The 25,190-nt window shown below is 69.5% G+C and carries 29 protein-coding genes and 1 pseudogene; 17 read left to right on the top strand and 13 right to left on the bottom strand.

Annotated elements, in window-relative coordinates; all coding sequences use genetic code 11:
- Positions 1-113: 113 nt before the first annotated feature.
- A complete protein-coding gene (gene trxA / locus ACFC0D_RS33900; protein ID WP_329113148.1) occupies positions 114-482 on the bottom strand; it encodes a thioredoxin in 369 nt (122 codons plus the stop codon).
- Between the two features lie 196 nt (positions 483-678).
- Here trxA and ACFC0D_RS33895 point away from each other — a divergent pair, with 196 nt between their 5' ends.
- Both ACFC0D_RS33895 and ACFC0D_RS33890 read left to right on the top strand, forming a co-directional pair.
- Positions 679-2,130: a dihydrolipoyl dehydrogenase family protein gene (locus ACFC0D_RS33895; protein ID WP_376444546.1), complete on the top strand. Its 1,452-nt coding sequence runs from the start codon at positions 679-681 to the stop codon at positions 2,128-2,130.
- A complete protein-coding gene (locus tag ACFC0D_RS33890; RefSeq protein WP_376444543.1) occupies positions 2,127-2,990 on the top strand; it encodes a 3'-5' exonuclease in 864 nt (287 codons plus the stop codon). The genes ACFC0D_RS33895 and ACFC0D_RS33890 overlap by 4 nt, the downstream gene beginning before the upstream one ends.
- 139 nt (positions 2,991-3,129) lie before the next feature.
- Here ACFC0D_RS33890 and ACFC0D_RS33885 read toward each other — a convergent pair whose 3' ends face one another.
- Entirely contained in the window at positions 3,130-3,744 is a 615-nt protein-coding gene (locus ACFC0D_RS33885; RefSeq protein ID WP_376444550.1) for a TetR/AcrR family transcriptional regulator, read from the bottom strand.
- Between the two features lie 140 nt (positions 3,745-3,884).
- Between ACFC0D_RS33885 and ACFC0D_RS33880 the strand changes: the two genes are divergently transcribed.
- A complete protein-coding gene (locus ACFC0D_RS33880; protein ID WP_376444540.1) occupies positions 3,885-5,288 on the top strand; it encodes a purine-cytosine permease family protein in 1,404 nt (467 codons plus the stop codon).
- Positions 5,289-5,318: 30 nt separating this feature from the next.
- Positions 5,319-6,980, top strand: a complete 1,662-nt coding sequence (locus ACFC0D_RS33875) for an amidohydrolase (protein ID WP_376444538.1) — start codon at positions 5,319-5,321, stop codon at positions 6,978-6,980.
- 46 nt (positions 6,981-7,026) lie between these two features.
- Here ACFC0D_RS33875 and ACFC0D_RS33870 read toward each other — a convergent pair whose 3' ends face one another.
- From ACFC0D_RS33870 to ACFC0D_RS33860, 3 genes are all read right to left on the bottom strand, one after another.
- Positions 7,027-7,716 carry a DUF305 domain-containing protein gene (locus ACFC0D_RS33870; RefSeq protein ID WP_376444535.1) on the bottom strand — a complete coding sequence of 230 codons (690 nt, stop codon included), beginning with the start codon at positions 7,714-7,716 and terminating at the stop codon, positions 7,027-7,029.
- 114 nt (positions 7,717-7,830) lie between these two features.
- Positions 7,831-8,244 carry a DUF6153 family protein gene (locus ACFC0D_RS33865; RefSeq protein ID WP_376444532.1) on the bottom strand — a complete coding sequence of 138 codons (414 nt, stop codon included), beginning with the start codon at positions 8,242-8,244 and terminating at the stop codon, positions 7,831-7,833.
- A 116-nt stretch (positions 8,245-8,360) separates the two neighbouring features.
- On the bottom strand, positions 8,361-8,705 hold the full coding sequence (locus ACFC0D_RS33860; RefSeq protein WP_376444529.1) for a tetratricopeptide repeat protein: 345 nt from the start codon (positions 8,703-8,705) through the stop codon (positions 8,361-8,363).
- Between the two features lie 143 nt (positions 8,706-8,848).
- Here ACFC0D_RS33860 and ACFC0D_RS33855 point away from each other — a divergent pair, with 143 nt between their 5' ends.
- The 5 genes from ACFC0D_RS33855 (at position 8,849) to ACFC0D_RS33835 (ending at position 12,124) form a co-directional block, all read left to right on the top strand.
- Complete coding sequence (locus ACFC0D_RS33855) at positions 8,849-9,814, top strand: pirin family protein (RefSeq protein ID WP_376444527.1); 966 nt, start codon at positions 8,849-8,851, stop codon at positions 9,812-9,814.
- Between the two features lie 12 nt (positions 9,815-9,826).
- The gene (locus ACFC0D_RS33850) at positions 9,827-10,300 is read left to right on the top strand and encodes a hypothetical protein (RefSeq protein WP_376444524.1); all 474 of its coding nucleotides are present in this window, start codon (positions 9,827-9,829) and stop codon (positions 10,298-10,300) included.
- 165 nt (positions 10,301-10,465) lie between these two features.
- Positions 10,466-11,206 (top strand): class I SAM-dependent DNA methyltransferase, encoded by a 741-nt coding sequence (locus ACFC0D_RS33845; RefSeq protein WP_376444521.1) that lies wholly within the window; start codon positions 10,466-10,468, stop codon positions 11,204-11,206.
- A 28-nt stretch (positions 11,207-11,234) separates the two neighbouring features.
- Positions 11,235-11,480 carry a hypothetical protein gene (locus ACFC0D_RS33840; RefSeq protein ID WP_376444518.1) on the top strand — a complete coding sequence of 82 codons (246 nt, stop codon included), beginning with the start codon at positions 11,235-11,237 and terminating at the stop codon, positions 11,478-11,480.
- 50 nt (positions 11,481-11,530) lie between these two features.
- On the top strand, positions 11,531-12,124 hold the full coding sequence (locus ACFC0D_RS33835; RefSeq protein ID WP_376444515.1) for a hypothetical protein: 594 nt from the start codon (positions 11,531-11,533) through the stop codon (positions 12,122-12,124).
- A 56-nt stretch (positions 12,125-12,180) separates the two neighbouring features.
- On the opposite strand, the gene ACFC0D_RS33830 is transcribed toward ACFC0D_RS33835, so the two are convergent.
- Positions 12,181-12,726 carry a DUF4240 domain-containing protein gene (locus ACFC0D_RS33830; protein WP_376444512.1) on the bottom strand — a complete coding sequence of 182 codons (546 nt, stop codon included), beginning with the start codon at positions 12,724-12,726 and terminating at the stop codon, positions 12,181-12,183.
- Between the two features lie 202 nt (positions 12,727-12,928).
- Between ACFC0D_RS33830 and ACFC0D_RS33825 the strand changes: the two genes are divergently transcribed.
- Positions 12,929-13,468 carry an ArsR/SmtB family transcription factor gene (locus ACFC0D_RS33825; protein ID WP_376444508.1) on the top strand — a complete coding sequence of 180 codons (540 nt, stop codon included), beginning with the start codon at positions 12,929-12,931 and terminating at the stop codon, positions 13,466-13,468.
- Positions 13,465-14,751, top strand: a complete 1,287-nt coding sequence (locus tag ACFC0D_RS33820) for an MFS transporter (RefSeq protein WP_376444505.1) — start codon at positions 13,465-13,467, stop codon at positions 14,749-14,751. The genes ACFC0D_RS33825 and ACFC0D_RS33820 overlap by 4 nt, the downstream gene beginning before the upstream one ends.
- Before the next feature lie 329 nt (positions 14,752-15,080).
- Here ACFC0D_RS33820 and sigJ read toward each other — a convergent pair whose 3' ends face one another.
- Entirely contained in the window at positions 15,081-16,010 is a 930-nt protein-coding gene (gene sigJ, locus ACFC0D_RS33815; RefSeq protein WP_376444503.1) for an RNA polymerase sigma factor SigJ, read from the bottom strand.
- A gap of 229 nt (positions 16,011-16,239) precedes the next feature.
- Here sigJ and ACFC0D_RS33810 point away from each other — a divergent pair, with 229 nt between their 5' ends.
- The 4 genes from ACFC0D_RS33810 to ACFC0D_RS33795 all read left to right on the top strand — a co-directional run bounded on the left by ACFC0D_RS33810 (position 16,240) and on the right by ACFC0D_RS33795 (position 18,625).
- The gene (locus tag ACFC0D_RS33810) at positions 16,240-16,713 is read left to right on the top strand and encodes a carboxymuconolactone decarboxylase family protein (protein WP_376444500.1); all 474 of its coding nucleotides are present in this window, start codon (positions 16,240-16,242) and stop codon (positions 16,711-16,713) included.
- A gap of 73 nt (positions 16,714-16,786) precedes the next feature.
- Positions 16,787-17,173 (top strand): DoxX family protein, encoded by a 387-nt coding sequence (locus ACFC0D_RS33805; RefSeq protein WP_376444497.1) that lies wholly within the window; start codon positions 16,787-16,789, stop codon positions 17,171-17,173.
- Between the two features lie 251 nt (positions 17,174-17,424).
- Positions 17,425-17,751, top strand: a complete 327-nt coding sequence (locus ACFC0D_RS33800; protein ID WP_376444494.1) for a hypothetical protein — start codon at positions 17,425-17,427, stop codon at positions 17,749-17,751.
- A gap of 436 nt (positions 17,752-18,187) precedes the next feature.
- Positions 18,188-18,625 (top strand): cupin domain-containing protein, encoded by a 438-nt coding sequence (locus tag ACFC0D_RS33795; RefSeq protein WP_376444492.1) that lies wholly within the window; start codon positions 18,188-18,190, stop codon positions 18,623-18,625.
- Between the two features lie 121 nt (positions 18,626-18,746).
- Here ACFC0D_RS33795 and ACFC0D_RS33790 read toward each other — a convergent pair whose 3' ends face one another.
- Together ACFC0D_RS33790 and ACFC0D_RS33785 are read right to left on the bottom strand one after the other, a co-directional pair.
- Positions 18,747-19,907, bottom strand: a complete 1,161-nt coding sequence (locus ACFC0D_RS33790; RefSeq protein WP_376444486.1) for a DNA gyrase subunit B — start codon at positions 19,905-19,907, stop codon at positions 18,747-18,749.
- 304 nt (positions 19,908-20,211) lie between these two features.
- Complete coding sequence (locus tag ACFC0D_RS33785) at positions 20,212-20,493, bottom strand: hypothetical protein (protein ID WP_376444483.1); 282 nt, start codon at positions 20,491-20,493, stop codon at positions 20,212-20,214.
- A 213-nt stretch (positions 20,494-20,706) separates the two neighbouring features.
- Here ACFC0D_RS33785 and ACFC0D_RS33780 point away from each other — a divergent pair, with 213 nt between their 5' ends.
- Positions 20,707-20,850, top strand: a complete 144-nt coding sequence (locus ACFC0D_RS33780) for an SOS response-associated peptidase family protein (RefSeq protein ID WP_376444480.1) — start codon at positions 20,707-20,709, stop codon at positions 20,848-20,850.
- A gap of 22 nt (positions 20,851-20,872) precedes the next feature.
- Here the strand turns inward: ACFC0D_RS33780 and ACFC0D_RS33775 are convergent, their stop codons facing one another.
- Together ACFC0D_RS33775 and ACFC0D_RS33770 are read right to left on the bottom strand one after the other, a co-directional pair.
- On the bottom strand, positions 20,873-21,223 hold the full coding sequence (locus tag ACFC0D_RS33775; RefSeq protein WP_376444477.1) for a hypothetical protein: 351 nt from the start codon (positions 21,221-21,223) through the stop codon (positions 20,873-20,875).
- A 438-nt stretch (positions 21,224-21,661) separates the two neighbouring features.
- Positions 21,662-22,264: a hypothetical protein gene (locus ACFC0D_RS33770; protein ID WP_376444474.1), complete on the bottom strand. Its 603-nt coding sequence runs from the start codon at positions 22,262-22,264 to the stop codon at positions 21,662-21,664.
- 109 nt (positions 22,265-22,373) lie between these two features.
- Between ACFC0D_RS33770 and ACFC0D_RS33765 the strand changes: the two are divergent.
- Positions 22,374-22,520 (top strand): annotated as a pseudogene (locus ACFC0D_RS33765) (AAA family ATPase); the annotation flags it as partial.
- Positions 22,521-22,802: 282 nt separating this feature from the next.
- On the opposite strand, the gene ACFC0D_RS33760 reads toward ACFC0D_RS33765, so the two are convergent.
- Positions 22,803-23,948, bottom strand: coding sequence for a hypothetical protein (locus ACFC0D_RS33760; RefSeq protein ID WP_376444471.1), 1,146 nt, complete (start codon positions 23,946-23,948; stop codon positions 22,803-22,805).
- Positions 23,949-24,298: 350 nt separating this feature from the next.
- Positions 24,299-24,754, bottom strand: a complete 456-nt coding sequence (locus ACFC0D_RS33755) for a hypothetical protein (RefSeq protein WP_376444468.1) — start codon at positions 24,752-24,754, stop codon at positions 24,299-24,301.
- Positions 24,755-25,190 lie beyond the last annotated feature (436 nt).

The raw sequence follows: 25,190 nt of genomic DNA, 5'->3' as shown, positions 1-25,190 counted from the left end.
GGGGGCGGGGCGGGGGGGGGTGCCCCCGGGGCGACGGTCTGGCCCCGCCGGGTGGCCGGGGTATGGCGGGGGGGGGTTTCGGGGACACCCGGCCCCCCCCCTCCGGCTCGCTCCTACTGCTGCTGCTTTGCGTCCTCGATGGACTTGCGCACCTCGTCCATGTCGAGCTTGCGCGCCTGACCGATCACGTCCTCCAGGGCGGCCTCCGGCAGAGCGCCGGGCTGTGCGAACACGGCCACGTTGTCGCGCACGATCATCAGCGTCGGGATCGAGCGGATCTCGAACGCGGCGGCCAGCTCCTGCTGCGCCTCGGTGTCGACCTTGGCGAAGACGAGGTCCTCATGACGCTCGGACGCCGCCTCGAAGACCGGTGCGAACTGCCGGCACGGACCGCACCAGGAAGCCCAGAAGTCGATCAGAACGAAGTCGTTGTCACTCACGATCTGGTCGAAGTTTTCCTTGGTGAGCTCAACAGTGCTCATGCTTTCTACCTCTCCGGGTCTCCTGGCGGGTGTCCCTCACGGTCCCCTGGGGACTCGCCCCGCACAACGGTGTATCGAGTCGCGCTATTCCACGCGGTTCCGCGCTGTTCGGCGCGGGCACGGCTCTCGTTCCGAGCGTGCACGGCCGCGCCTTCCCCTGTGGCCGCGGCGCACACCTGCCACCAGACTGGGGCCCATGACACATGAGGTGGAGCACGAGTACGACGTGGTGGTCCTGGGTGCGGGACCGGTCGGCGAGAACGTCGTGGACCGGGCCCGGGCGGCCGGACTGAGCGTGGGGGTCGTGGAGAGCGAACTGGTCGGCGGCGAGTGCTCGTACTGGGCGTGCATGCCCAGCAAGACGCTGCTGCGCCCGGCCATCGCCCGCTCCGACGCCCGCATGGTGCCGGGGCTGCGCCAGTTGGTCCAGGGACCGCTGGACGCGGCGGCCGTGCTCGCCCACCGCGACTACTACGTCTCCGACTGGAAGGACGACGGTGCCGTCCGCTGGCTCGACTCCACCGGCGCCCGCCTCTACCGCGGCCACGGCCGACTGCGCGGCACCCGCAAGGTCGCCGTCGAGGGACCCGAGGGCGAGCACCACCTCCTCACCGCCCGGCACGCCGTCGCCGTCTGCACCGGAACCCGCGCCGCACTGCCCGATCTGCCCGGCCTGACCGGGGCCAGGCCCTGGACCAGCCGCGAGGCCACCAGCTCCCACCATGTCCCGGGCCGGCTGATCGTGGTCGGCGGGGGAGTGGTCGCCGCCGAGATGGCGACCGCCTGGCAGGCCCTCGGCTCCCACGTCACGGTCCTCGTGCGAGGCAAGGGGCTGCTGTCCCGGATGGAGCCGTTCGTCGGCGAACACATCGCCGACGCCCTCACCGAGCGCGGCGCGGACATCCGAACCGGCGTCGACGTCGCGGCTGTCGTACGTGACGGGGGTACGGGGCCGGTCACCGTGGTCCTGGAGGGCGGCGACCGGGTCGAGGGCGACGAGGTCCTCTTCGCCACCGGCCGCAGCCCGCGCACCGACGACATCGGCCTGGAGACCGTCGGCCTGGAACCGGGCTCCTGGCTGCCCGTCGACGACACCCTCCGTGTCACCGGCAGCGACTGGCTGTACGCCGTCGGGGACGTCAACCACCGCGTCCTGATGACCCATCAGGGCAAGTACCAGGCCCGGATCGCCGGGGCCGCGATCGCCGCCCGGGCGGCCGGCGCCGAGGTTTCGGAGACCGAGCGCTGGGGCGCGCACACGGCCACCGCCGACCACGCGGCCGTGCCGCAGGTGGTCTTCACCGACCCCGAGGGCGCGTCGGTCGGACTCTCCCTCGCCGAGGCCGAACGCGCCGGACACCGCGTCCGCGCCGTCGACCTGGACCTCTCGGGCGTGGCCGGCGCGGGCCTGTACGCGGACGGATACCGCGGCCACGCGCGCATGGTCGTCGACCTGGACCGCGAGACCGTCCTCGGGGTCACCTTCGTGGGTCCGGGCATCGGCGAACTGCTCCACTCGGCGACCGTCGCCGTCGCGGGCGAGGTGCCGATCGAGCGGCTCTGGCACGCCGTCCCCGCGTACCCGACGCTGAGCGAGGCGTGGCTGCGGCTCCTGGAGGCGTACCGGGACGGTGCGGGGGAGTCATGACCCCCGGGGCCCCGGACCTCACCAACGACTACGACGGGCCCTGCGCCGTCTGCGGGGCGGTCGTGCCGGCCGGGGCCGGAGTGCTCCGGCACGGCCCGACCGGCGGCTGGGAGGTCTTCCACCCCGGGCACGTACCTGAGCCCGCGCCGCCGGCCCGGCAGGATCTGCCGGGCTGGCACCGGCGACATCTCCTGGCGCTGGACATCGCGACCACCGGCAACAGGGCGGCCGTCGACCGGATCCTTGCCGCGGCGGTCCGGGGCAGTGACGGCGCGATCGGAGATTGGATCATGGATCCTGGATCCAATGTCCAATATTCGGCGCCGGACAAGATCCGTGGAGTCACTCCGGAGCGTGCCCGGGCGGAGGGGGTGCCCGCCGCCCGAGCCCTGGACGAGGTGGCCACCCTGCTCGCCGACCACCTGGCGTCGAACGAGATCCTGGTCGTCTGGTTCGCCCCGTACGTCCTGACCATGCTCCACACCGAGCTGCTACGTCACGGCGTGCCCACGTTGACCGACCGGCTGCCCCACGGAGTGGCGCCCGTCTGCGATCCCCTGGTCCTGGACCGCCACGCCGACCGCTACCGCGCCGGCTCCCGCTCCCTGCGGACCGTCACCACCTGGTACGGCATCCCGCACGAGCGCCCCGGGGAGGCCGCGTCCGACGCGGAGGCCACGCTGGAGCTCGCCCAGGCCCTCGCGGCCTCGTACCCGTCGCTCGCCCGGCTCTCGCGCCCCGCACTGCACACCGAGCAGATCCGCTGGAACGCCGAGCAGTCCCGGCGCCATCCCGACGCCCTGGAGTGGCCGTTCGCCACCGTCGAGCCCTTGCCGTGGGAGGCCCCGCCGGCCGACTGACGAGGTTGTCCGCCCGGCGGCCCGGCTGCCTCGCGCCGCCCCTAGCGGCCCGTCCGGCTGCCTCGCGCGGCCCTGCCGGCCCGCCGAGCTGCCCCGCCGCCGCGCCGACGAAGCCGAAGAACCGTCGAGCGCCCCCGCCTCAAGCCCTCGGGATCAGCCGGTCCGCCGCCGCGCGGGCCGCCTGGAGCGCAGGGCGCGCGTCCGGTCCGGATTCCTGGCCGAGGACCACGCGGGTGCTCAGGCCGTCGAGGAGTGCCAGGAGTTCGGAGGCGCGGGCCGTGACGTCGGCCGCGTCCATCGGCGCGAACCGGGACTGGGCCACGCCCTTGGCGAGCAGCGTCTCCAGATCCTCCTGCCAGCCGCGGTCCAGCTCCCGCTGGGCCTCGCGCAGGGCTTCGTTCCCCGGGGTGCGGGGCCAGAGCTCGATCCAGAGCGTCCAGCGCGGATCGCGCGGGCCGTGCGGGAGGTAGAGCCGCAGGAAGAGGTCGAGCTTGCGCTCCGCCGCCAGCCGTCGCGCCAGCAGCGCCCGGCGCTCCTCGGCGAGGGCTGCCTCGCTCCAGCGCAGCACGGCGAGCAGGAGCAGATCCTTGCTGCCGAAGTAGTACAGGATGTGGCCGCCGCTGGTCCCCAGGCGTTCGGCCAGCGCCGACATGGTCAGCGAGGCGAGGCCGCCCTCGGCAATGGCCGCCATGGCCTCCTCGAGCATCCGTTCCTGGGCGATGTGCCCATCGCGTCGCCGCGCTGCCCCTGCCACCCGCTCCGCCTCCGTCACCCCTGACCCGATGGTCACGACTTTAACCGGGGGCCCGGAAGGTCTTGACGCGGCGGACCCCTCTCCCACATCTTGAATGCCATTCTAAGTTCTAGAACGGCATTCAAAGTCTGGGAGTGCGCATGGTGCAGATGGAGACAGCGGCGGACGTCGGTCGCGACCAGGTCTTCCGGGTCGAGGGCCACGGCATCGACCCCATCCCCGACGCCGAACGTCACGGCAGCGCCAAGGACGTCTTCTGGCTCTGGTTCGGCTCCAACCTCACGTTCACCTACGTGATCAACGGCGCTCTCGCCGTCGCCTTCGGCCTCTCCTTCTGGCAGGCCACCGCGGTCGTCGTCATCGGCGGACTCTCCTTCTTCGTCATCGGCGCCGCCGGACTGAGCGGCGTCCGCACCGGCACCGCCACCCTCGTCATATCCAGAGCCGCCTTCGGCGTCCGCGGCAACTGGCCCGCCGGGCTGCTCAACTGGGTCGTCAGCATCGGCTACACCATCGTCAACACGGTCGTCGGCACCCTCGCCCTCGACGCCCTCGACGCCCTCTTCGCCGACCTCGGCTGGAGCGCCGGCCACGCCTCACGCGCCCTCGCCCTGTTCGTCACCCTCGCCCTGACCTTCGCCGTCGCCCTGTGGGGCCACGCGACCGTCCAGTTCGCCGAACGCTGGATGGCCTACGCCCTCGCGCTCGGCTTCGCCGGTCTGCTGGTCTTCGTGCTCCCCGGCGCCGACACCGCCGCACCGGCCGCGGGACCCGGCGCGGCCGGCTGGAGCCTCGCCTTCGTCGTCATGCTCGCGGGCCCCTTCTCGTACCTCCCGATGCCCGCCGACTACACCCGCTACCTGCCCCGCACCACCTCGCTCAAGGCCCTCACCTGGAGCGGCGCGCTCGGCGGCTTCCTCTCCTCCGTCGCCCTGGGCGTCGCCGGGGTCGCCGCCGCGACCCAGGCGGACATGACGGACGCGGTCGCCGGCGCCGAAGGGCTGCTCCCCGGCTGGTTCCAGCCCCTCTTCCTCGCCCTGATCCTCGGCGGCTCGGTCACCAACTCGATCATCACGCTCTACTCGTCGAGCCTGAACCTCCAGGTCCTCGGCATCCCGTGGAGTCGCGCCCGCGCCATCGTGATCAGCGCCGCCGTCACCGCCCTCGGCTCGCTCGGCGCACTCTTCCTCACCGACTTCACCACCTCGCTCCTCGCCTTCCTCTCCCTCCTGATCATCGTCTTCGCCCCCTGGGGCGGCGTCTTCCTCGCCGACATGGTCCTGCGCCGCTGCGCCTACGACTCCGACGCCCTGCACGCGGGACCGGGCGGCGGCTACTGGTACCGCTCCGGCTGGCACCCGGCCGGGATCGTCGCCCTGCTCGTCGGAATGCTCTTCGCCGCCCTCACCTGCGACTCCGAGCTCTGGACCGGACCGCTCGTCGCCCCACTCGGCGGCGCCGACCTCACCCTCCTCGGCGCGGCCGTCTCCGCGATCGTCTACGTCCTCCTCGCCCGCCGCAGCGTCACCCCCGCACGGCCGTAACACCCCTGAAAGAAGCTGGAGTCCGCCCGAATGAACAGCACCACCCCCGCCGATCTGGTCCTCACCCGGGCCCGGATCCACACCGTCGACCCCGCCCTGCCGGAGGCCGAGGCGCTCGCCGTGCGCGACGGACGGATCGTCTGGCTCGGCGCGGACGCCGACGCCGCGGTCTGGGCCGGACCCGACACCCGGATCATCGACGCGGGGGGCCGGCTCGTCCTGCCCGGGTTCATCGACGCCCACAACCACGTACGCCTCGGCTCCGACGACGCCTGCGTCCAGCTCGCCGGCGCCCGTACCCTCGACGAGATCCATGAGCGGATCCGGACCTGGCACACCGCCCACCCCGACGCCCCGTGGATCGAGGCCGAGGCCTTCGACTACTCGGCGATCCCCGGCGGGCGGATGCCGACCGCCGCCGACCTCGACCCGGTCACCGGCGACACCCCGGCGCTCGTCCTCAGCTACGACGTGCACACCGCCTGGCTCAACACCGCCGCCCTGCACCGCCTCGGCATCGACCGGGACCATGTCGACGTGCCCTTCGGCACCGCCGTGACGGACCCCGAGACCGGCGAACCCACCGGATTCGTCAAGGACTTCGCGGTCAAGGGGCTCTCCCGCGCGGGCCACCGCGCCCTGCGCGAGCTCGGCGTGCCGTGGGCCGCGCCCGACCGCCAGTACGGTCGGCTCGCCAAGAGCCTCGACGATGCCATCGGCTACGGCATCACCACCGTCGTCGAACCCCAGAACTCCCTCGACGACCTGGCCCTCTTCGAGCGGGCCCGCGCCGAGGGCCGGCTCCGTTCCCGGATCGTCGCCGCCCTCTTCCACCCGCGCGGTACGACCGAGGCCGACCTCGACGAATTCGCCGCCGCCGCACGGAAGTTCGACGACGACCGGTTCCGGGTCGGACCCCTCAAGCTGTACATCGACGACGTCGTCGAGCCCCGTACGGCCGCTCTCCTGGAACCGTACGCCGGGTGCGGACACCATCGCGGCGACACTTTCTACCCACCGGAGGAGTTCGCCGACCTGCTCACCGGACTCGACGCGCGCGGCTTCCAGTGCTTCGTGCACGCCACCGGCGATCGCGGCATCCGTACGGTCCTCGACGCCGTCGCCCGCGCCCGCGCCGCCAACGGGCCACGCGACGCGCGCCATCAGGTCGTCCACGTCGAGTGCCTCGACCCCGCCGACACTCCGCGCTTCGCCCAACTGGGCGTCGTCGCCTGTATGCAGCCCCGGCACGCGGCCCCCGACATCGCGGGACCCGGCCAGGACTGGGCGGAGAACATCGGCCCCGACCGCTGGCACAAGGCCTGGCCCCTCCGTAGCCTGCACGCCGCCGGAGCCGTTCTCGCCCTCTCCAGCGACTGGAACGTCGCCGAGATGGACCCCATGGTGGGCATCTACACGGCTGTCACCCGCCGCCCGCTCCACGGCGGCGGCGAGCCCTGGACCCCGGAGGAGACGATCGACGTCGCCACCGCGATCGAGGGCTACACCATGGGTTCGGCGTACGCCAACTTCCTCGAAGAGGAGCGGGGTTCGCTGAGCGTCGGCAAGCTCGCCGACTTCGTGGTCCTCTCCCGCGACATCCTCCGCACCGACCCGGAACGGATTCCGGGAACGGTGGCCGAGACCGTCGTGGTGGGCGGCGAGATCGTCCGCACGGCCGCCGACCGCTGAGGTACCTGCGGCCCTCCGGCAAGGGAGGGCCGCAGGTACGGGACCGTCAGAGGCGGCCGAGGATCTTCCGCAGCTCCGTGATCTCGGCGGACTGGGTCCGCACCACGTCGTCGGCGAGCTTCTTCGCCGTTTCGTTGCCGCCGTCCTTCTGCTCGGCCCTGGCCATCTCGACCGCCCCTTCGTGGTGGGCGATCATCAGCTCGGCGAACTTCCGGTCGAAGGCCTCACCCTTGAGGGACTCCAGGTCCTTCATGTCCTGCTCGGACATCATCCCGGCCATGCCGTGGCCGCCGTGGGCGCCGCCGTGACCGCTCTGACCTGCGGACTCGGGCTTGCCCCAGCCCTTGAGCCAGGACTTCATCTTCTGGATCTCGGGATCCTGGGCCTTCTCGACATCGGCGACGATCTTCTTGACGCCGGCGTCCTCGGCCCGCCCGTCGGCGAGCTTCGCCATCTCGAGGGCCTGCTCGTGGTGCGGGATCATCGCCTGCGCGAACGCGACGTCCGCGTCGTTGAAGGCGCCGGGGGCGCCGACGAGGGCGGGGGCGGAGGCGGTGGGAGTGGCGGCGGCGGACGCGCCGGTCTTCCCGCCGTGGTTCATCCCGCTCGTGGAGCCGCTGTCGGAGCCGCTGTCGGAGCCGCTGTCGGAGCCGCAGGCGGAGAGCAGGAGCGCCGCGGCGGCGAAGGCGCCGGCGAGCGCGAGCTTCCTGCTGGTGGGGTTGATGAAGGCACGCATGTGTGTCACACCTCGTGTGCTGTCGTACCGCGTACGCGAGCGACGCGTACGTGCGGAAAGGGCTGAACGGACGCTTCTGCGGGCAGCACAAGGTGCCCGCGGTGGCGGTTCGGCCTAAATCCGCAGAACGGACAGCTGAGCGAGGTCGGGAGGTATGCGCGGCGGGGCGTTCGGCCCCGGCGCGTGGGTCAGTCGGCCGAGCAGCCCGACCAGCCAGTCGGGGCGGCGTCCGAGCGCGGCAAGGACGAACCGTGCCAGCGCCCAGATACCGAGGACCGCCACGCAGAGCGTGGTCATGTCCATACCCATGCCGGGATCGTGGGAGGAGGAGGCGGGCGCCTCGTCGTCCATCTGGTGCGGGGCGGCGGAGACATGCGTCATGCCGTCCGCCGCGGCGTCCGACGGGCTCTCGGGGTGGCCCACGGCGTGCATCACGAAGACACCGAGGGCGAGCACCACGACGAGCAGCAGCTGCGCCAGGGCGCCGCCCGCTCTCGTGTTGCTGTGTCCCACTCGTCCCGTACGCACGGCTCGAACCTCCCGCGAAGACCTTACCGAACCGCCTCCGGCTCCTCGCGCAGGCCACGGCCTCGGCGGGCCGGTGCGCGCAGACCGCGGTGCCCCGAGGAGCGGCTTCGGGCTGCTCAGTCGAGCTGCTCCCCGGTCATCGCGGCGGCGAGCCGCAGGTGCGGCGCGGCCTCCGCGGCCCGCCCCTGGCGCTCCAGGGTGCGGCCGAGCATGAGCCGGGCGTAGTGCTCCACCGGGTCCCGGTCGAGCACGGCGCGCAGCTCGGTCTCGGCGCGGGACAGCTGAGCGGAGTGGTAGTAGGCGCGGGCGAGCAGCAGGCGCTGGGCGGTCTGCTCGGGGTGCTCGGCGACCAGGCCGCGCAGGATGCGGGCGGCCGTCTGGTACTCCTTCGCCTCGAAGAACAGCTGGGCGCGGTCCCAGCGCTCACCGGCTGTTCCGAACTCGTAGTACGTGTCGTTCACTTGCACTCCCTCGTGGGATCCCTAGCCTGCCACCCGGTGGGGCGACACCGTCGTCAACACCAGAGAGTGGTTGAGGATTCCACTACGAATTTCCGCGTGGGGACACGCCCACGTCGTCCCCGGACAGGAATAGGTTGAGCGTCATGAGCAATCTTGATCGTCAGGCCGCCCTCAGCGTCTGCGGCGGCCGCGGCTTCGTCGTCGCCGAGCCGGTGCGGGAACTCCTCAGCCCCCGCCACGTCCAGCTCGGCGAGTCGACCGAGGTCCGCCGCCTGCTCCCGAACCTCGGCCGCCGCATGGTCGGCGCCTGGGCGTTCGTCGATCACTACGGTCCCGACGACATCGCCGACGAGCCCGGAATGCAGGTCCCGCCGCACCCGCACATGGGGCTCCAGACCGTGAGCTGGCTCCATGAGGGCGAGGTCCTGCACCGCGACAGCACGGGCAGCCTCGAGACGATCCGCCCGCGCGAGCTGGGCCTGATGACGTCCGGCCGGGCGATCTCCCACTCCGAGGAGAGCCCCAGGCCCCATGCCCGCTTCCTGCACGGCGCACAGCTGTGGGTGGCGCTCCCGGACGCCCACCGTCACGTCGAGCCCCACTTCCAGCACCACGCGACCCTCCCGCAGGTCACCGCCCCCGGCCTGACGGCCACGGTGATCATGGGCGAACTCGACGGCGCGGAGTCCCCCGGCACCACCTACAGCCCCCTGATCGGCGCCGACCTCGCCCTGGCGGCGGGCATGGAGACGAACCTCCCGCTGGAGCCGGACTTCGAGTACGCGGTCCTGTCGATGTCGGGCGAGGCCCACGTCGACGGCGTCCCGGTCCTCCCCGGGTCGATGCTCTACCTCGGCTGCGGCCGCACGGAACTCCCCCTGCGCGCGGCCTCGGACGCCGGCCTGATGCTCCTGGGAGGCGAGCCGTTCGAGGAGGAGATCGTCATGTTCTGGAACTGGATCGGCCGCTCGCAGCAGGAAATCGAAGAGGCACGCGAGGAGTGGATGACCGGCACCGGGTTCGGCGAGGTGAAGGGCTACGACGGCGCTCCGCTTCCCGCCCCGGCACTGCCCGCGACTCCACTGAAGCCGCGGGGGAGGGTGCGCTGACCTGCCAACCCCGTGCGCGCCACCGCGCACGGGGTCCTGCGTCGGGCGCGCGCTCGGGCCAGGAGCACGCTGAGCGCTGCAGCTGCCCACGGGGATGAGGGCACGGCTCGCATCGCCATCGACGAACTGGGCGATGCCATCTGTGCGCTGGGGTTCGTCGTCGGCGAGGCAACCGCCCCCACGGTCCCGTTCCTCCTCGAACTGGCCGGGGCCCCGCACGTGACATGCAAGGCCGAGTTGTTGGCCCTGCTGGTAAACATCTACCGGACCACCCAGTGGCACTCCGCGGCGGCAGCGGCCAGGGGCGGCAAGCACGACGCGAACTACCCGCTGCAACCTGGCTGGGAGGCAGCCGCCAGGACAGCCGTGGACGCAGGCCGGTCAGTCATCGAGCGCGTCGCCGACTCCGTTCGGCCGGAGGAGGCGACACCTGCTCGGAAGTTGTTGCAGGTCATGGACGACACCCCGCCCTTTGCGAAGCTATGAGCGGTCATCGCACTTGAAGGTGGTTGGATCACTCCGAGGCTGATGATCCGGGGGTGCTGGGTGCCCTGAAGTGTCTGTACCGGCCCGCCCCGAGCCGTGCGATCGGAGCCGGTGGACGGTAAATGCGTCGACAGCGCCCCTCGGAGCCCGGCAAAGTGGCCGCCCGTGACGAGCAGTGAGCTGTGGACCCGTGCGACCGCCGACCGCTACGACGACGAGGAGGCCGAGGCGTCCTCGGCCGCCGTTCTCGGACCGACTCTCGCCTTTCTCGCCGAGCTCGCCGGAGACGGCCGGGCACTGGAGTTCGCCATCGGGACCGGACGAGTGGGCGTCCCGCTCCGGGAACACGGCGTGCCGGTGGTGGGCATCGAACTGTCCGAGCACATGGCAGCGGTGCTGCGGCGCAAGGTCGACGAGGACACGCTCCCGGTAGTCATCGGGGACATGGCCACCACCGTCGTTCCCGGCGAGTTCACCCTGGTCTATCTCGTCTACAACACCATCACGAACCTGCTCACGCAGGACGAGCAGGTCGAGTGCTTCCGCAACGCCGCACGGCATCTGGAGCCCGGCGGCCGATTCGTCATCGAGCTGGGCGTGCCGCCGCTGCGGTTCCTGCCGCCCGGCCAGGTTGCGGTGCCGTTCGACGTCTCTGATCAGCATCTCGGCTTCGACACCTTCGACCTCGTCGAGCAGATTCTCGTCTCGCACCATTTCACCCGCGACGGCGACGACGGCCGCTACCGCCGCGACAACTCCCGGCACCGCTACGCCTGGCCGGCAGAGCTCGACCTGATGGCACGGCTCGCTGGGCTCGAGTTGGAACGTCGCGTCGCGGACTGGAACGGGGCGCCGTTCACCCAGGACTCCGCGAAGCACATCTCGGTGTGGCGCAAGCCAATCTGAGGCGGCCGCCGAGCCGTCCACGTAAGCCGTGCCTGTCTTGAAGCTCCGCGACGAAGCGACGATCCTGTCGGACTGGCTGGAGCGATTGCAGATGACCGACCTCAGTCGCACGGTCGACGATCCAGCCGCATGGGCACCGATCCGAAGAGTCGCTGGCCGGCTGGGCAAGAGCTCGCATGTTCAGGTGTCGCGTTTTCTCGGCCGAGCCCAGATGGGGCTTGCGCTGAGTGATCTGCGCGAGCTCGGCGGCACCCCGCAGTCCGCTGGTTGGTGATCGGCATGATGGGCGGCGGCAAGTTCTCAGGTGTACCGAGTGGAGAGACCGTGGCGTTCGAGACCGGAGCCGATGTCGGAGTCGCGGAACGGGATGAGTGGTCCTATTCGCCGGCAGTCGGCGTAGGACCGCTCCGGTTCGGTATGACCGTCGACGAAGTGGTCGAGGCGGCTGTGAATCTCGGCCAGACGGAGGTCAGCGATTGTGTACGGGACCACGCGATCTTCTCGCCGACATGGAAGATCGAAGTCCACCGTCGCGGGGTGGCTCCTTCTCCGCCTGCAGTCACGGCCTATGTGAGCCAAGCCGTGGGGCTGTTCTGCATCGCTGCCGACGCCGCGCAGGGTCCCCAGGTCGCGTTCGACGGACTCCCGCTGGTCGGGAGAGACATGTCCGAGCTGGAAAGCGATGCAATCGCGTACGCCGAGGCGATGGACGTGCACTTTCGCTACACGCCCGAGGGCTACGCAGGACCGGATGACCCCGGAGTCCTCATGCGCGGGCAACTGGTCGGGCATGTTCTCCGCTCGCGTCCGCTGTTCATGGTGACGCGCGACGGCGCGAGTACTGAATGGGACTCGATGCCCTCCGACGAGTACCGTCAAGGGCAAGTCCATGGCCTGACGTGGTGTGACGGACAGTGATGTTCGGGAGTCTCCCCTCCGCTGTTTGACCTCGCCTTGTGACTGAGAGCTCCCGCTTACTCCAGATAGAGAGCTGCCAGGCGGGGCAGTCGGCGAGTCATTTCGTTGTGGTCGTCGAAATCGAAGTTCCAGGTGGGGTCCAGCTCCGGGTAGCGGATGGTGGGTGGGCTCGCGGGGAGCTGATCACCGGTCGCCGAGATGTGTGCTTTCCAGGCGACGCCCAGCATGTCCTCACCCTCCAGGTCGACGCCGTCGGCCGCGGAGGCTTGAACGATGGGCAGTTCTGCCAGGACATCGGGGTCGGCGACTGCGCGCTCGAAGACTTCACGGCCCTGACCGTTGGTGAGGTCCCTGAGGCTGCGGCCGTGGCGGTCGAGCGAGGGACCACGAGGGTGCGGCCCGGGTCGAGGAAGGCGTGGCACGCCATGAGTTCGGGGCACAGTGCGTCCTTGCCGGACTTCATGTCCGTGAAGATCTTCCGGCCCCCGACCCGGCCCCCTGGCAGCGGTGAGCGCGACGAGCTGCCGCTCCAGCTTCTGTCCGCCGGTCGACACCCGGGCGCACCCGGTTTTGATCTCGGTGCGCACGAACGGTTCGGCCACGAGTGCGTCCGTGCCGTCTGCTGGCTCCTGAGTGGTCGTCACGGCCCCGGATCACGTCAGGAGACGGCGGTCTGAGGTTCTTGAACGGCCTAGGTATTTGAAGGGATTTGTAGGCCCTCACGGCTCCGGGAACAGCCGATTTCCGGACGCGTCAACGAAACTCCCTTGCCTAATGGTCAAGAAGTGTTGACCATTGGGTCTCATGCCTACCGATGATCTTCCCGAGACGTTCCACGTCACCACTGACGAGCAGCTACGCGCCGTCTCCAATCTCACGCGTCACCGGATCATGGCCGTGCTCCGCTTCGAGCCCGCGACGATTACGCAGATCGCCGAGCGCGTGGGCCTCGCGAAGGGGAGTTCCAGCTACCACGTAAGGCTGCTGGAGCGGGCCGGCCTGGTGGCGGTGGTACGAACACGCAAGGTCCGGGGCGTCACCGAGCGGTACTACGCGATGGCCGCGCGGTCGATCGTGCTGCCGGATCCGGGCGAGGGAGGGCCGGATGTGCTGATGCGGCATGCGGTGGCGGATCTGGAAGCGGCGCCGGTGGATGGCGAGCGGCACGTGCGGATGGCGCATCTGAGGCTCACCGAGGAGCAGTTCGCGGAGCTGGGAGCGCGGCTGCAGGCACTGGCCGACGAGTACCGGGAGCTGTCCGATCCGTCGCTGCCGGACGCGTCACTCGTCTTCGCGCTGTTCCACCCGGCACGGGGCGAGCAGGCAGAGGGCGGTTCCAAGTGAACTCAGAGACAAGGAAGTTGCCGACCGGCTTCGGACGGCTGTGGACTGCGCAGACGGTGTCCTCGCTCGGTGACGGGGTGACGCATGCCGCGCTGCCGCTGCTCGCGTTGACGTTGACCCGGGATCCGATGGCGCTCGCCGTCGTCACGGCCGCCGGAACGCTGCCCTGGCTGCTCTTCGGGGTGCTCGGCGGTGCGCTGGTGGACCGCTGGGACCGTCGGCGCACGATGTGGGTGACGGACGCGGCGCGTGCGGTGCTCCTCGCGATACCGGCGGCAGCGGCCGCGCTCGACGTGCTGAGCATTCCACTGCTCGCGACCGTCGCCTTCCTGCTCGGCCTCGGCGGACTCTTCTTCGACACGGCCGCCACGGCCTATCTGCCGGATCTGCTCGGCCGCGACCCCGCGTTCCTGGAGCGCGCCAACTCCCGCCTGCGCGGCACCCAGACCGCCGCGTCCGGCTTCGCCGGACCGCCCGCCGGCAGTGCCCTGCTCGCGCTCGGGCGGGCGGTTCCGCTGCTCGCCGACGCGGTCTCCTTCGCGCTCTCCGCACTGCTCGTACGATCGCTGCCTGCCGCACCCCGGCCCGTACCGCAGGCCAGTGAGTCGCTGCTGCGGCAGGCGCGGGCCGGCGCCTCGTACGTATTCCGGGATCAGTTGCTGCTCGGGCTCGCGCTGCGTCCTGCGGTCGGGAACATTGCCTTCCTCGCCGTGGAGACCGTGCTGGCCCTCTTCGCGCACGACCGTCTCGGCATCGACACCTTCGGCTTCGGCCTGCTCCTCACGGCGGAGGCCACCGGCGGTCTGCTCGGCGCGGGCATCGCCTCCTTCCTCGGCCGACGACTCGGCACCGGCACCGCGCTGACCTGCACGGCCGCAGTCGAGGGACTCGCCATCCTGGGCCTTGCCGCTGCCCCGAACCCGTACGCCGCCGGCCTCGCGCTCGCCGTCTGCGGAGCGGGCATGGGCGCCACGATGGTGCTCGGCCCCTCCCTCCGACAGGCGATCGTCCCCGCCCACCTGATGGGACGGGTCGCCTCCACCTCCCGCATGCTCGCCATGTGCGCCGCCCCGTTCGGCGCCTTCCTCGGCGGCTGGCTGGCCACCACCTACGACGTACGCACCCCGCTCTACACCGCCGCCGGCCTCCTCCTCACCATGACCGCCGTCACAGCGACCATGACCAGCAACCGCCGGGTCGAGGCGGCGCTGCGTGCCGCCGCCCCGGCCGATGATCCAGATCACCCGGAATCCCGGGATCCCGTACAGGAACGTGCCCTTTAGGGCTCCGCGAAGTCGTCGAGCCAGTGCTGAGCCCAGCTCGGCGTTCCTCCGCCTCGGCCCCGGAGCGTCGGGCGCCTGGCCTCCACGGGGTGAAGCGAGTGGCTCAGCGGGCCGGGTGTGCCGCCGTCGATCCTCTTCGTCCTCGACGGCTTCCGGGGCCTGGAAGGGGCGCAAGCCCTGACCGGGGCCGCCGGCCTTGATGTTGAACAGATTGCGGTCCAGGTGGTTGATGTACCGATCCTTGAGCGGGGAGAGGCGGGCCACGCTTCTTTCCTGTCCTTCGCCCTTGCTCGTCGCCTCGCACGTTCTGAGTGGCGAAGGGTGAACCGCTACTCCGACAGCAATGCCATGCCGGACACCGGTCCGAGGTGGCCGAGCTTGTCGGGGTTGGACACGGTGTGGATCGCCCGAATCACACCGTCGACGATGTCGAGCTCGACCACGTTGACCACCCGGCCTTCGGAGTCGTACGTCACGGCGCCCGGGCGGCTGTTGACCCAGGCCGGACGGAGGTCGGCGCCGAGGTTCCGGACCCGGCGGAACCCGCCGACGAGCAGCTGCCCGACGCGCTGCGGGTCCGCCACCGGATTCCTGGTCGCACGCGCCTTGCCGCCGCCGTCCCCGTAGTACACGACATCGGGCGCGAGCATGCCGAGCAGCGCGTCCAGGTCGCCGCCCTCGGCTGCCTCGAAGAACTTGCGGGCGAGTTTCTCGCCTTCGGCCCGGTGGGCGGGGGGCATCGCGCTGTCCGTGTCCGGCCCAGCCGCGGCGATGCGCTTCTTGGCGCGGGCGAAGATCTGGCGGCAGTTCGCCTCGGTCTTTCCGGTGGTCCTCGCCACGTCCGGGTAGTCGTACCCGAACACCTCGCGCAGCATGAACACCGCCCGCTCCACCGGGGAGAGGGCCTCCAGCAGTACCAGGAAGGCCATGGACAGCGAGTCGGCCAGCTCCGCGTGCTCGACCGGCCCCGGCCGGTCGTTGGTCACGACGACCGGTTCGGGCAGCCAGTTCCCCACGTACGTCTCTCTCCGTACCCGTGCCGAGCTCAGGTGGTTGATCCCCAACCGCGTCACAGCCGTGGTCAGGTATGCCTTCGGTGCGGAGATCGCGGTACCCGCCTGTCGCGCCCGGGTCAGTCCGAGGAAGGCGTCCTGGACGAGGTCCTCGGCGTCGCCCACCGACCCGGTCATCCCGTAGGCGATGGAGAACATCAGCGGTCGGTAGCCGGCCTCGTCCGTCATATCCGTTGCTCCCGACATGGGATCCCTCCCCAACTCGCTTACGGCGGTGCTCAGTCCGAGCGCGCCGCCCGTCTGCTCTCTCCAAGATCCACAGGACGCCCAGAGGGTATCCGAGGGGTGCCGGTCGGCCGTCGGCGGGCCGTCGCCGTACGACGGAGAGACGCACGTCACATCAGCCTCTGTCACAGGCCGCCGCAGTGCCCTGTCTTAGAGGGCAACAGCGAACAGCAGCAACAAGGAGTGCACGATGAACGCTCGACTGAACTTCATGAACAGCCCCGTCGCCGCCAAGGCCATGAAGCACATCGTTGCCGCCGGCAGGGCGCTCAAGGAGTCGACGGTTCCGGCTTCCACCCGGGAGCTGGTGATGCTCCGCGCCAGCCAGATCAACGGCTGCGCCGGATGCATCGACATGCACACCAAGGACGCCGCGCACGCCGGGGAGAGCGCGGTACGTCTCAACCTGGTCGTGGCCTGGCGCGAGGCCACGGTGTTCACCGACGCCGAACGCGCCGCCCTGGAGCTGACCGAAGAGGGCACCCGCATCGCCGATGCGGCCGGCGGGGTCTCGGACGCGGTCTGGGCGAATGCGGCCAAGCACTACGACGACGACCAGCTCGCCGACCTGGTGGCTCAGATCGCCATCATCAACGCCTTCAACCGCGGCAACGTCATGATCCAGCAGCCCGCAGGCGACTACCGGCCCGGTCAGCACGGCTGACCGACCGCCCGCCACGCGACTGCCCGGCCCGGCCCCGGCTCCCCGTGCCGACACCCTACGAAGGACACATCCCATGAACCTCGCCCTGTGGATCATCACCGGACTGCTCGCCGCCGCCTATCTGTTCGGCGGTGCCTTCAAGGTGATCGTGCCGAAGGAGAAGATCGCCGCCAGCGGCGCCAGCGCCCGCTGGACCGAGGACTTCGGCGGCGGCGGCATCAAGACCATCGGAGCCCTCGAGGTGCTGGCCGCGGTGGGCCTGATCCTGCCCGCCGTCCTCGGCGTGGCACCGGTCCTGGTCCCGCTGGCGGCCCTCGGCCTGGTGCTGATGATGACCGGCGCGGCGATCACCCGCATACGGCGTCACGAGATCAAGTTCATGCTGGTGGACCTGGTTTACCTCGTCCTGGCGGCCTTCGTGGTGTGGGGGCGCTTCGGCCCCGAGTCCTTCACCGGCTGACCGGGCATTGTCCGGGGACACGCGCTGCGTTGACCTGGTGCGCGCAGCGGGCGATCGGAATCGAGGGCAGCACGGCGAAGCGCAGCTCGGGGAAGCCTGCGGGGGCGTTCGGACTGAACGCCTGTGCCAGGCGACCGTGATCAAATGCCCAGGCCCAAGGGCTCTACTGCGCCAACCGGGGCTGCTGGGTCCTCGGTGAGCGGGCGGAGAAGGAGCAATACGCGCTGCTCTCCTGCGAAGGCGAAGTGCGCATGGCCATCCGGATCGACAAGCTGGTTCCGGTGACCGGAGGACGTAAGGCGATCGAGGGCCGATTCCTCGAGTCGGGGGACGAGGTCTACGATGCCTACGTCGGCGAGACGCCCCCCGTAGAGCCGACCCGCAATCCGATCACGTACTTCGACGCCCCGCACGACAGCCGACTCTGCGGCTGCGATTGCGGAGAGCCGGTCGCAGGCGGCTGGTTCCTGGCCGGACACGACCAGAAGGCCCTGCATGCCCGGGTCGCCAAGATCGGCACGGTCCGCGACTTCATCAGCTGGTTCGACAGCACCTACGTCGAGCCGACAGCCGAGTAGCCACCCGCTCGCAACCACACCAGGACCCAGCTCCTGCCATGAAGGAGCCCGCCACCTGACGGTGACGGGCTCCGTGGCCGTCAGGTCTGCCGTCGTCGTGCTGGATGCCACCGGTCGCGGCGACCGTCACCCGGTCGGCAGCCGAGTGTTACGTCCTCCGCTGGATCCGATGCCCACCCAAGCCCGTGAGGCTGTCCCCGGACCTGGGGCCATGCGTGGCGATCCGGCCTACGAATGCTATTTCGACGGCTAAACCGCGCCCCTCTGTTCACTGCGACCGTACGCGAGGACACCGTCTGGACCAGACGGCTGTCTTGATGACGCTGTCGCAGTGAAACTTCGCCTGCCGCCGTGGGCCCCGGAGCAGACGGGATACCCACTCCTTCGACCGGCCGCACGGGCCGGATGGTGACGTTCGCTCAGGAAGAAGAAGCCCATGGCGAAGCAGACCTTCGATCCCAACAGGCTCACGTTCGAGCAGGGGGTGGAGCGCATCAAGGACGCGGTTCGCGAGAGCGGACTCGACGTCGAGAACCGCATCATCACGTCGAAGGATGAGGGGGTCGACAAGGCGCTGAAGATTCTCGAGGTCGACAATGTTCCGCCTGGATTCCGTAAGTGGCAGCTTCCGGTGTACATGGCCTGTGAGTCCCAGCTCTACATCACGGTGGCCGAGCCGGGCGCGAAGGCGTCCCCTCACGCGCACAACGGCGGTGCCGGCATCCGGTTCATCGCGGGTGGGTCGATCGTCTACAACGGCTATGAGCTCACCGCCGGGGACTGGATGTACGTCCCGGCCGGCATGGAGTACTCCTTCGAGGTTGGCCGTTACGGCGCGCTGATGTGTTACTGCTACTGCTGCTCTTGCGCCTGAGCAGGGTGTTGCCCACCCCCACGGACTGGAGCACCGTCAGCCGCTGGGCCGCCGTGAGGGTGTCCTGTCGACGACCGCCTCGCCGGTCCCGTTCCCAGGACCGGCGATGGTCTGTTGTCGTTCAGTCCTGGCGAGCGCCCTGGATTCGACCCACGACGGCCGAGGCCTGCTCCGGGTGCCCCTCCAGCCACGTCCCGAGATGTTCCTGGACGGCCTCTCCGACGCAGGTCCGCACTGATGGGTTGCCCAACACGCCGCGGGTGGAGCCCTCGAATTCAGGATGGTCCAGCTTCACCGACACGACCGCTGTCAGGCCCTCGCCGATCCGTTCGGCGCCGAGGTCGGGGTCTGTTGCTGTCAGCAGCAGCTGCTTACGCGCATACGTGTTGATCGCGGCTGCCACGCCGTCACGGAAACCCTGCTCGTGCGAGCCGCCTATGGTGGGCCGGCTGTTGGCGAAGCTACGGACCCGCTCCTCACGGGAGTCGCTCCAGCGGAAAGCCACCTCCACCTCCCCTGCCATCCGCGGGTCCTCGAACTCGAAGGCGATGGTCTCCGTGGGAGCGGGCGCCGTCGTCCGGGCGTCGAGCAGGGTGACGAAGTCCCGCGCCCCACCCGGGAACCGGAACCGGACCGACCGGGACTCGTCCGGCCGGCGCCGGTCGGTCAGCGAGATTTCCAAGGACCGGTTCAGAAGGGCCAGCTCCCTGAAGCGCTCCGCCAGTGCGCCGAACGGGCACTCCACAGTTTCGAAGATGTCGGGGTCGGGCCAGAAAGCAATGACCGTCCCGCTGCCGGTCGCCATTCCCGCCTCACTTGGCGGGGTGATCGCCACGCCGCGCGCGTACGCCTGGACCCAGCGGATTCCCTCGCGCCGCACCTCGGCCGTCATCCGGCGCGACAGGGCGTTGACGACGAAGGGTCCCATGCCGCAGAAGCCGAGCTCCGCATCGTGGCGGCCGCCGGGTCCCGCCCCAGTCTGCATGCTGGTCAGCAGGGCTTCGAGCCCCGGACCACCGGTGCCCCCCGCCTCGCCGAAGGGAACTCCCGGCCCGTCGTCGGCGACACGCACGCCGCCGTCGGGCGTGAGAGTGACCTCGACGGTGCTGGCACGCCCTGCCAGGACCTCGTTCACCGCCCGGTTGGCGACCTCGAACACCATGTGCTGCAGGCCGCGTTCACCCGTCGAGCCGATGTACATCCCGGGCCGCTTCCGGACAGCTTCCCACCCCTCCAGCACCTGGATGTGGCTGGCGTCGTATCTGGTGGTTTCCTCACTCACAATGTCCCCTCCGGCCAGTATCCTGCAGAGCTCTCGAGCCTAGGTGAATCCCAAGAAATCACCAGGTCAGAGCCGTTTCGCTGAATGGCTGGACGGGCGAGAGAGCGCTTGTCCGGAGGTGGGCGGCCCTGGGGTCGCGAACTGCGGCCAGAGTGCAGCCGGGGGATCGCCGGGGCCGCGTACGCCCCCATACTCGTCGGCCGCCAAGTACCCGGTTTCGATACATCGCTTGCCCGCCTTGAAAGCCCGTCCGGCCGGACGGCCCGGTCTGCCGAGGCAGCGTCGGCCCCTGCGACTCCTCCGCCTACGCCACGGGACCGAGGTCGCCTTCGACGACGGTCCGGATGATCGGGGGCCGGTCCCAGAGGGCGAGGAGTTCGTTTGCGAGGTCCGCGATGGCCAGGGGGTCCTCGTCCTGGCGTATCTCGATGGTGGCCGCCGACAGGCCGCGGGGAACGGCTTTGGCATCGAGGAGGACGCGCCATTCCTGGTCGATGCCGATGGCCGAGCGGCAACACCCCCGGCGGGCGGTAGCTGCGGTCCGGCCGCGATGGCACCCCAGCCTGCGGGGGTCCGTGGCACACAAGCGGTATCTGCGGCCGCTACACCTCCACCCGCAGTTCTGAGGATCTGACCGGCTCTTTCAGGTCGCGGGCTGGCGCCCCGACGAAACACTCGAGCCCAGCTGGAACGTCGGGTCGACGGCGAGGTCTACGCGGTTCCCGAGCGCACCGCGCAGGGTGAAGGTGACGAGGTTCGCCGTGAACGGCGGGCACTCAAGGGGGTCTGGTGCCGAATATTGGCGAAGGCCGGATCCCGGGTGATCAACGCACGGGTCGAGACCGTCTACGAGAAGCCCGCCTACCGGCGTGCCTTCGCCAAGCGCCGCTGCGTGCTGCCGACCGACGGCTTCTCCGCACTCGAGCGCGAGACCGCGGCCTGAGATCTGCAGGTGGCCCAAGCACTCATCGAATGATGCAGATGTCCGGCAGCGGTGCGCCCCCCTCACCTTCCGCAGCGAGGACTTCTTGCGCCAGCTGCCGGGCACGATCCCATCCCACGTCGGTAGACATTGCCGCCTTCGTCCATCGATCTGCCCCCGAGCCCAGGCCGATCTCGCTGAACACCTCGTCGATCATCCGCAGACGAGGCAGCACCGCCGGACTGAGCTGCCCCTCCTCGATCAGTTGCCCGGCGAGCCGGAAGGCGTCGTCGAAGCCCAAGGCGATCTCGTCCGGCGGCACGTCGTACCGCTCCAGCCATGCCACCTGAGCCGACGCATCCGCCGCGACGACGAGCACCGCCTCGATCAGCATGCGACGACGCGCTGAAGGACTAGGAATGCTCACAAGGCCATCGTGGCACGGCACCCCCTTGAGCCGGGCGGTCACCCTGCCATCCTGCCGAGCACATCCGCCCGTACGTCCTTGAGCACATTCATGAGTACGCCGACACGCGTTCGGCTACGTGGAGCTCGACCGCCACGGAGCCCAGCTTCTCTTCCAAGTGCTGACTGGCGCGAGGACAAGGAGCAGCGTCACCATCGCCTCCAACGAGTCCCTCGGCAAAGCGCACATGTTCCGGCGAACCTGTGCGAGGTGGCGCCGACATTCGGCAGGTTCGGCTGTTCTCAAGCCGCCTCGGATGGTTGATCGGCCCTCCAAGCGGCCCTGATGGCTTCGAGCTTGGCGCGGGGGAAATGATCGCCCCACATGCCTCGGTGTCCGCTCTGGCCCTACGCCGAATAGGCAGCATTACATGCCGCTCGGATGGGTGGAGAGCCAGTCGGGATGTGCTGCCTTGAGGACTGTGACGCTGGCGCTGGGGGCGAATACATCGCCACCTCCGTTATAGGGGTGGTACAGCCAGCGAAGGTCAAGCGGTGCCAGCGTGACTCCCGCGATCACCTCATCGGCGACCAGCCTCAGCAGAGGGTCCAGCGCCTGCTTGGTACGGGGGCGGACGCTGACGTATTCGTGCTTGTAGATGATGTCATCCGGGAATTCATCGTCGTGGACATGGCTACTCCAGTGCCTGGCGTCCGGGTCGACCTGACGCAGTTGAGGCATGCGCGCGATCGGTTCGGCATCTTCGTTCCATTCCCGGGTAACCACATACAGCTCGGTGTTGCTCGGCCCCAGCTCGTTCAACACGGTGTGATGACGATCAAGCATGATTGCGTACTCGTCGTCGCTTTCGGGGTACCGCTTTGACCCGGGGAGGCTATGGAAGCGCACCCAACGATCGGGGTGGACATGCCGCATCTGACGACCTTCCGGCAGAGCGGGCCATCGCTGCTCCCAAAGGGCCGACAGTGCATCCAGATCCAGGCCCTGCCGGGATGACGTCTTGCTCATCGCTCCATGATCGGGCATCCGTACGATTCCGACAGCCGAATTGATCTCCGGATGACAGCAGGCCGCAGGGCGGATGCGCCGCAACGAACAAATGCCAGCCCCAGTTGACTGGAACAAGACCTTCACCGACCCTCGGCCTTCGCACGGCCATCGTCGACCCCTGATCTTCAACGGCACCATCATCGAAACCGGTACCGACTCCCATTGCCTCGCCAGCACCCGCGCGCGGATCGAAGCGCCCGGCAAGGCCGGCTGACCGCTGCAGGCTCCGGGCCGACGACCTGCCGGCTCCCGCCCAGGCGACGGGCCGTCAGTCCGAGATGCTCCGCTGCCGTGAGTCTGCCCGTGGTAGGGAAGCGGGTCCGGTCGTCACTGATCTCGGCCAGGAGGCGGGCACCGACCTCATTGGCCGGCTGCCGGTTCCAGACGGCGTCCTTGTGGGCGCAAGCGCGGGCGGGGGTGAGGACAGCGCCGAACTGGGCCAGGGCGCTTTCGGCGGCCGGTGCAGCGGCCGAGTGTCCTCAGACAGCCGGGGCAATCAGCCATCGAAGCGGTGCCAGTTGACAGGGAGGCCGGCCAGTGGGTCCAGGGCACTTCGATGGGTGGCGCCGGCCCAGACATCGAATGCTTCGCCGTCCCGGCTGCTGACGCGCACGACGAGGCCGGGAGCCACGTAGAAGTGAGTGGGTGCCCCAGGCCGGAAGGGTCGCAGGGGCACAAGGTGCAGCGCTTCGGTGAGTTGTTCGACCTGTGGTGCCGTGAGTTTCCAGGACAGGGCGAGGTAGTCGGCGCCCATGGAGGCCTCGAAGAGGGAGAACTGGATCAGGAAGCCACTGAGCGATTCCTGTTCGGCGATCGGCTTCTCGTCGAATTCACGGAACCAGACAGTCGGATCGGCTTCAGGTGCCTCGAGCGTCCACAGGAATGACCAGAAGAAGCCTCCTTGGTTCTCGACGCCGAAGACGAGCATCTCCCCGAGGTGGTCGGTGTGCAGGTCTGGCTCGGGCAGGATCCTGTTCTGGATTCCGAGGGCACCCGGCCGCTGCTGCGCGAGCCGGTACAGCTGCCTTAGTCCTCTGGGAAGGCGTGACGCAGAGTCGCTGACAGGCGATTCGGCGGCGCCGGCGTTGGGGTACCAGCCGGTGACGAACTGCTCCAGAGCTGCCGCACGGTCACCGTTCACATTCCGCAGCCACTCCAAGCCAGGCGAGTTCTCAGGTGGACGTGGTGGGCGCACTAGGTTGAGGACTTCTCTGCTCAAGGGTGCTTCAAAGCGCAGTTCACAGTTGGTGAGAACGCCATCGGAGGTGCCGGCCTGGCTCACTTGGGCGGCGCCCAGGTACATAACCTCACCTTCGACGCGGACCGCGATGTGGATCGGCAACGGGCCTTCGTCCCCACCCCACCCCATCAGTCGCTCCGTGACCTGTGCCGGTGCGGGCCCGATCAGACGGACCTCCTCGGCGTTCCACACACCGCTCCTGACGGGTACGTCACTCGCTTCCGCGATGATCACCATTCCGACCGGGCCTACGACGACGCCGGCGCCCCCCACCGTGAAGCGCTCGGTCATCACCGAGTCGCCGACGAGCACGGGTAGGCGCTCCTGATCGAACACCAGCGCCGGAGTCATGGTGGGAACCTGCTCACTCATTCCCGCATTCTCCTCGACCACCATCGTCACCCCTGATTCCGTCGACTGCGACCGTCACAAGATCGAAGTCAGAGGTCGGCCGATTCCTGGACTCTCGTCATGGCTCGGCAACCCGTCCAGGGAGCGATTGGGTCGAACCGCTTCCTGGACGGGTGAGACGTACGACGGACGCGCTGACCTCGGTGGGAGGGGTGGCCGGCGGAGGCTTCAGCGGGTGACTTGAGTGCTGATGAGTCGTCATCTCTGCTTCCCATCAACCTCGCTTTGGCCATGACCGAGTGCGACATTGACACCCGCGTCCACGCGGCGAAAGGTGAGGTCAGCTTCTGGTGGTCGCAGCAGAAGTCTCTGCTCCCCGCCACCTGGGGTGGGAGATCCGCCTACGACTTGACGCGGAAGTAGCCATAGAGGCAAACCCGCTCCGAGCCCTTGGCCAGGCACACGTCGAGTGTGTACTGGTTGTCTTCGTCGAGGTTGCCGGTCTGCCACGGGGTTGTGTAGGGGGACGGGTGTCCCTGCGTGGAGGCCTCGCGGATCAGCCATCCCGGCGCCGAGACGGTCCCCTTGACGCCCCACCCGTCGGCCGCGTCGTCGTTTGCCCGCAGTGCGTCTCCGGGGTCGATCCCGACCGGGTCCGCGTTCCAGTTCACGTACCCGGCGTAGTCGCCGTCGGCATAGAGGTAGACGACCACCGATTTCCCCGACTGATACCAGCTCGACTGGTAGGTGAGCCGGGGGGCTGCGGCTGCGGTGCCCGCACCAGTTCCGAGGGAGACCCCGACCATCACGGTGGTCGCCGCCAACAGGGTGGCTATCCGCTTGCTCCAGTTGGTCATTCAAAGGCCCTTCCGCGTCAGAGCGATCAAAGTAGCTCGCGATCCTAGACCCTGTGGTCACCATGACGACGCGCGCGGCCGCAGGAGGCCTTGGCCCTCTCCGTGCACGAGCATGGTCGAGCAGCCCGTCGCCCGTACGTGCCTACGTAGCCCCCGACTTGAGCCGAAACGTCAAGAGGCCCGGAGGCGTCTTCCTCCGGGCCTTTCCTGATGCCGAGGGTCTGCAGCCTGAGCCGGGCAGCGTGCGCCGGGCGGCTCAGGCTGCCCGGCGCACGCGATCTCAGGAGGGTCGGCCGGTCCCCTCCGCCGTGGACGAGCGGAGAGCAGGGGAGCCGGCGGTGGGGTTAGCGGCGGTGGTGGTGGTTGCCCCAGGACTTGGTGTCGATGGTGCGGCCGTGGTCGTCGCGGAGGGTGGCCTTGTCGCGGTTGTTGTCCC

Origin of the sequence: Streptomyces sp. NPDC056222, from assembly GCF_042264065.1 — a bacterium.
Lineage (GTDB): Bacteria > Actinomycetota > Actinomycetes > Streptomycetales > Streptomycetaceae > Streptomyces.
This window is presented reverse-complemented; position numbering and strand designations above follow the sequence as displayed.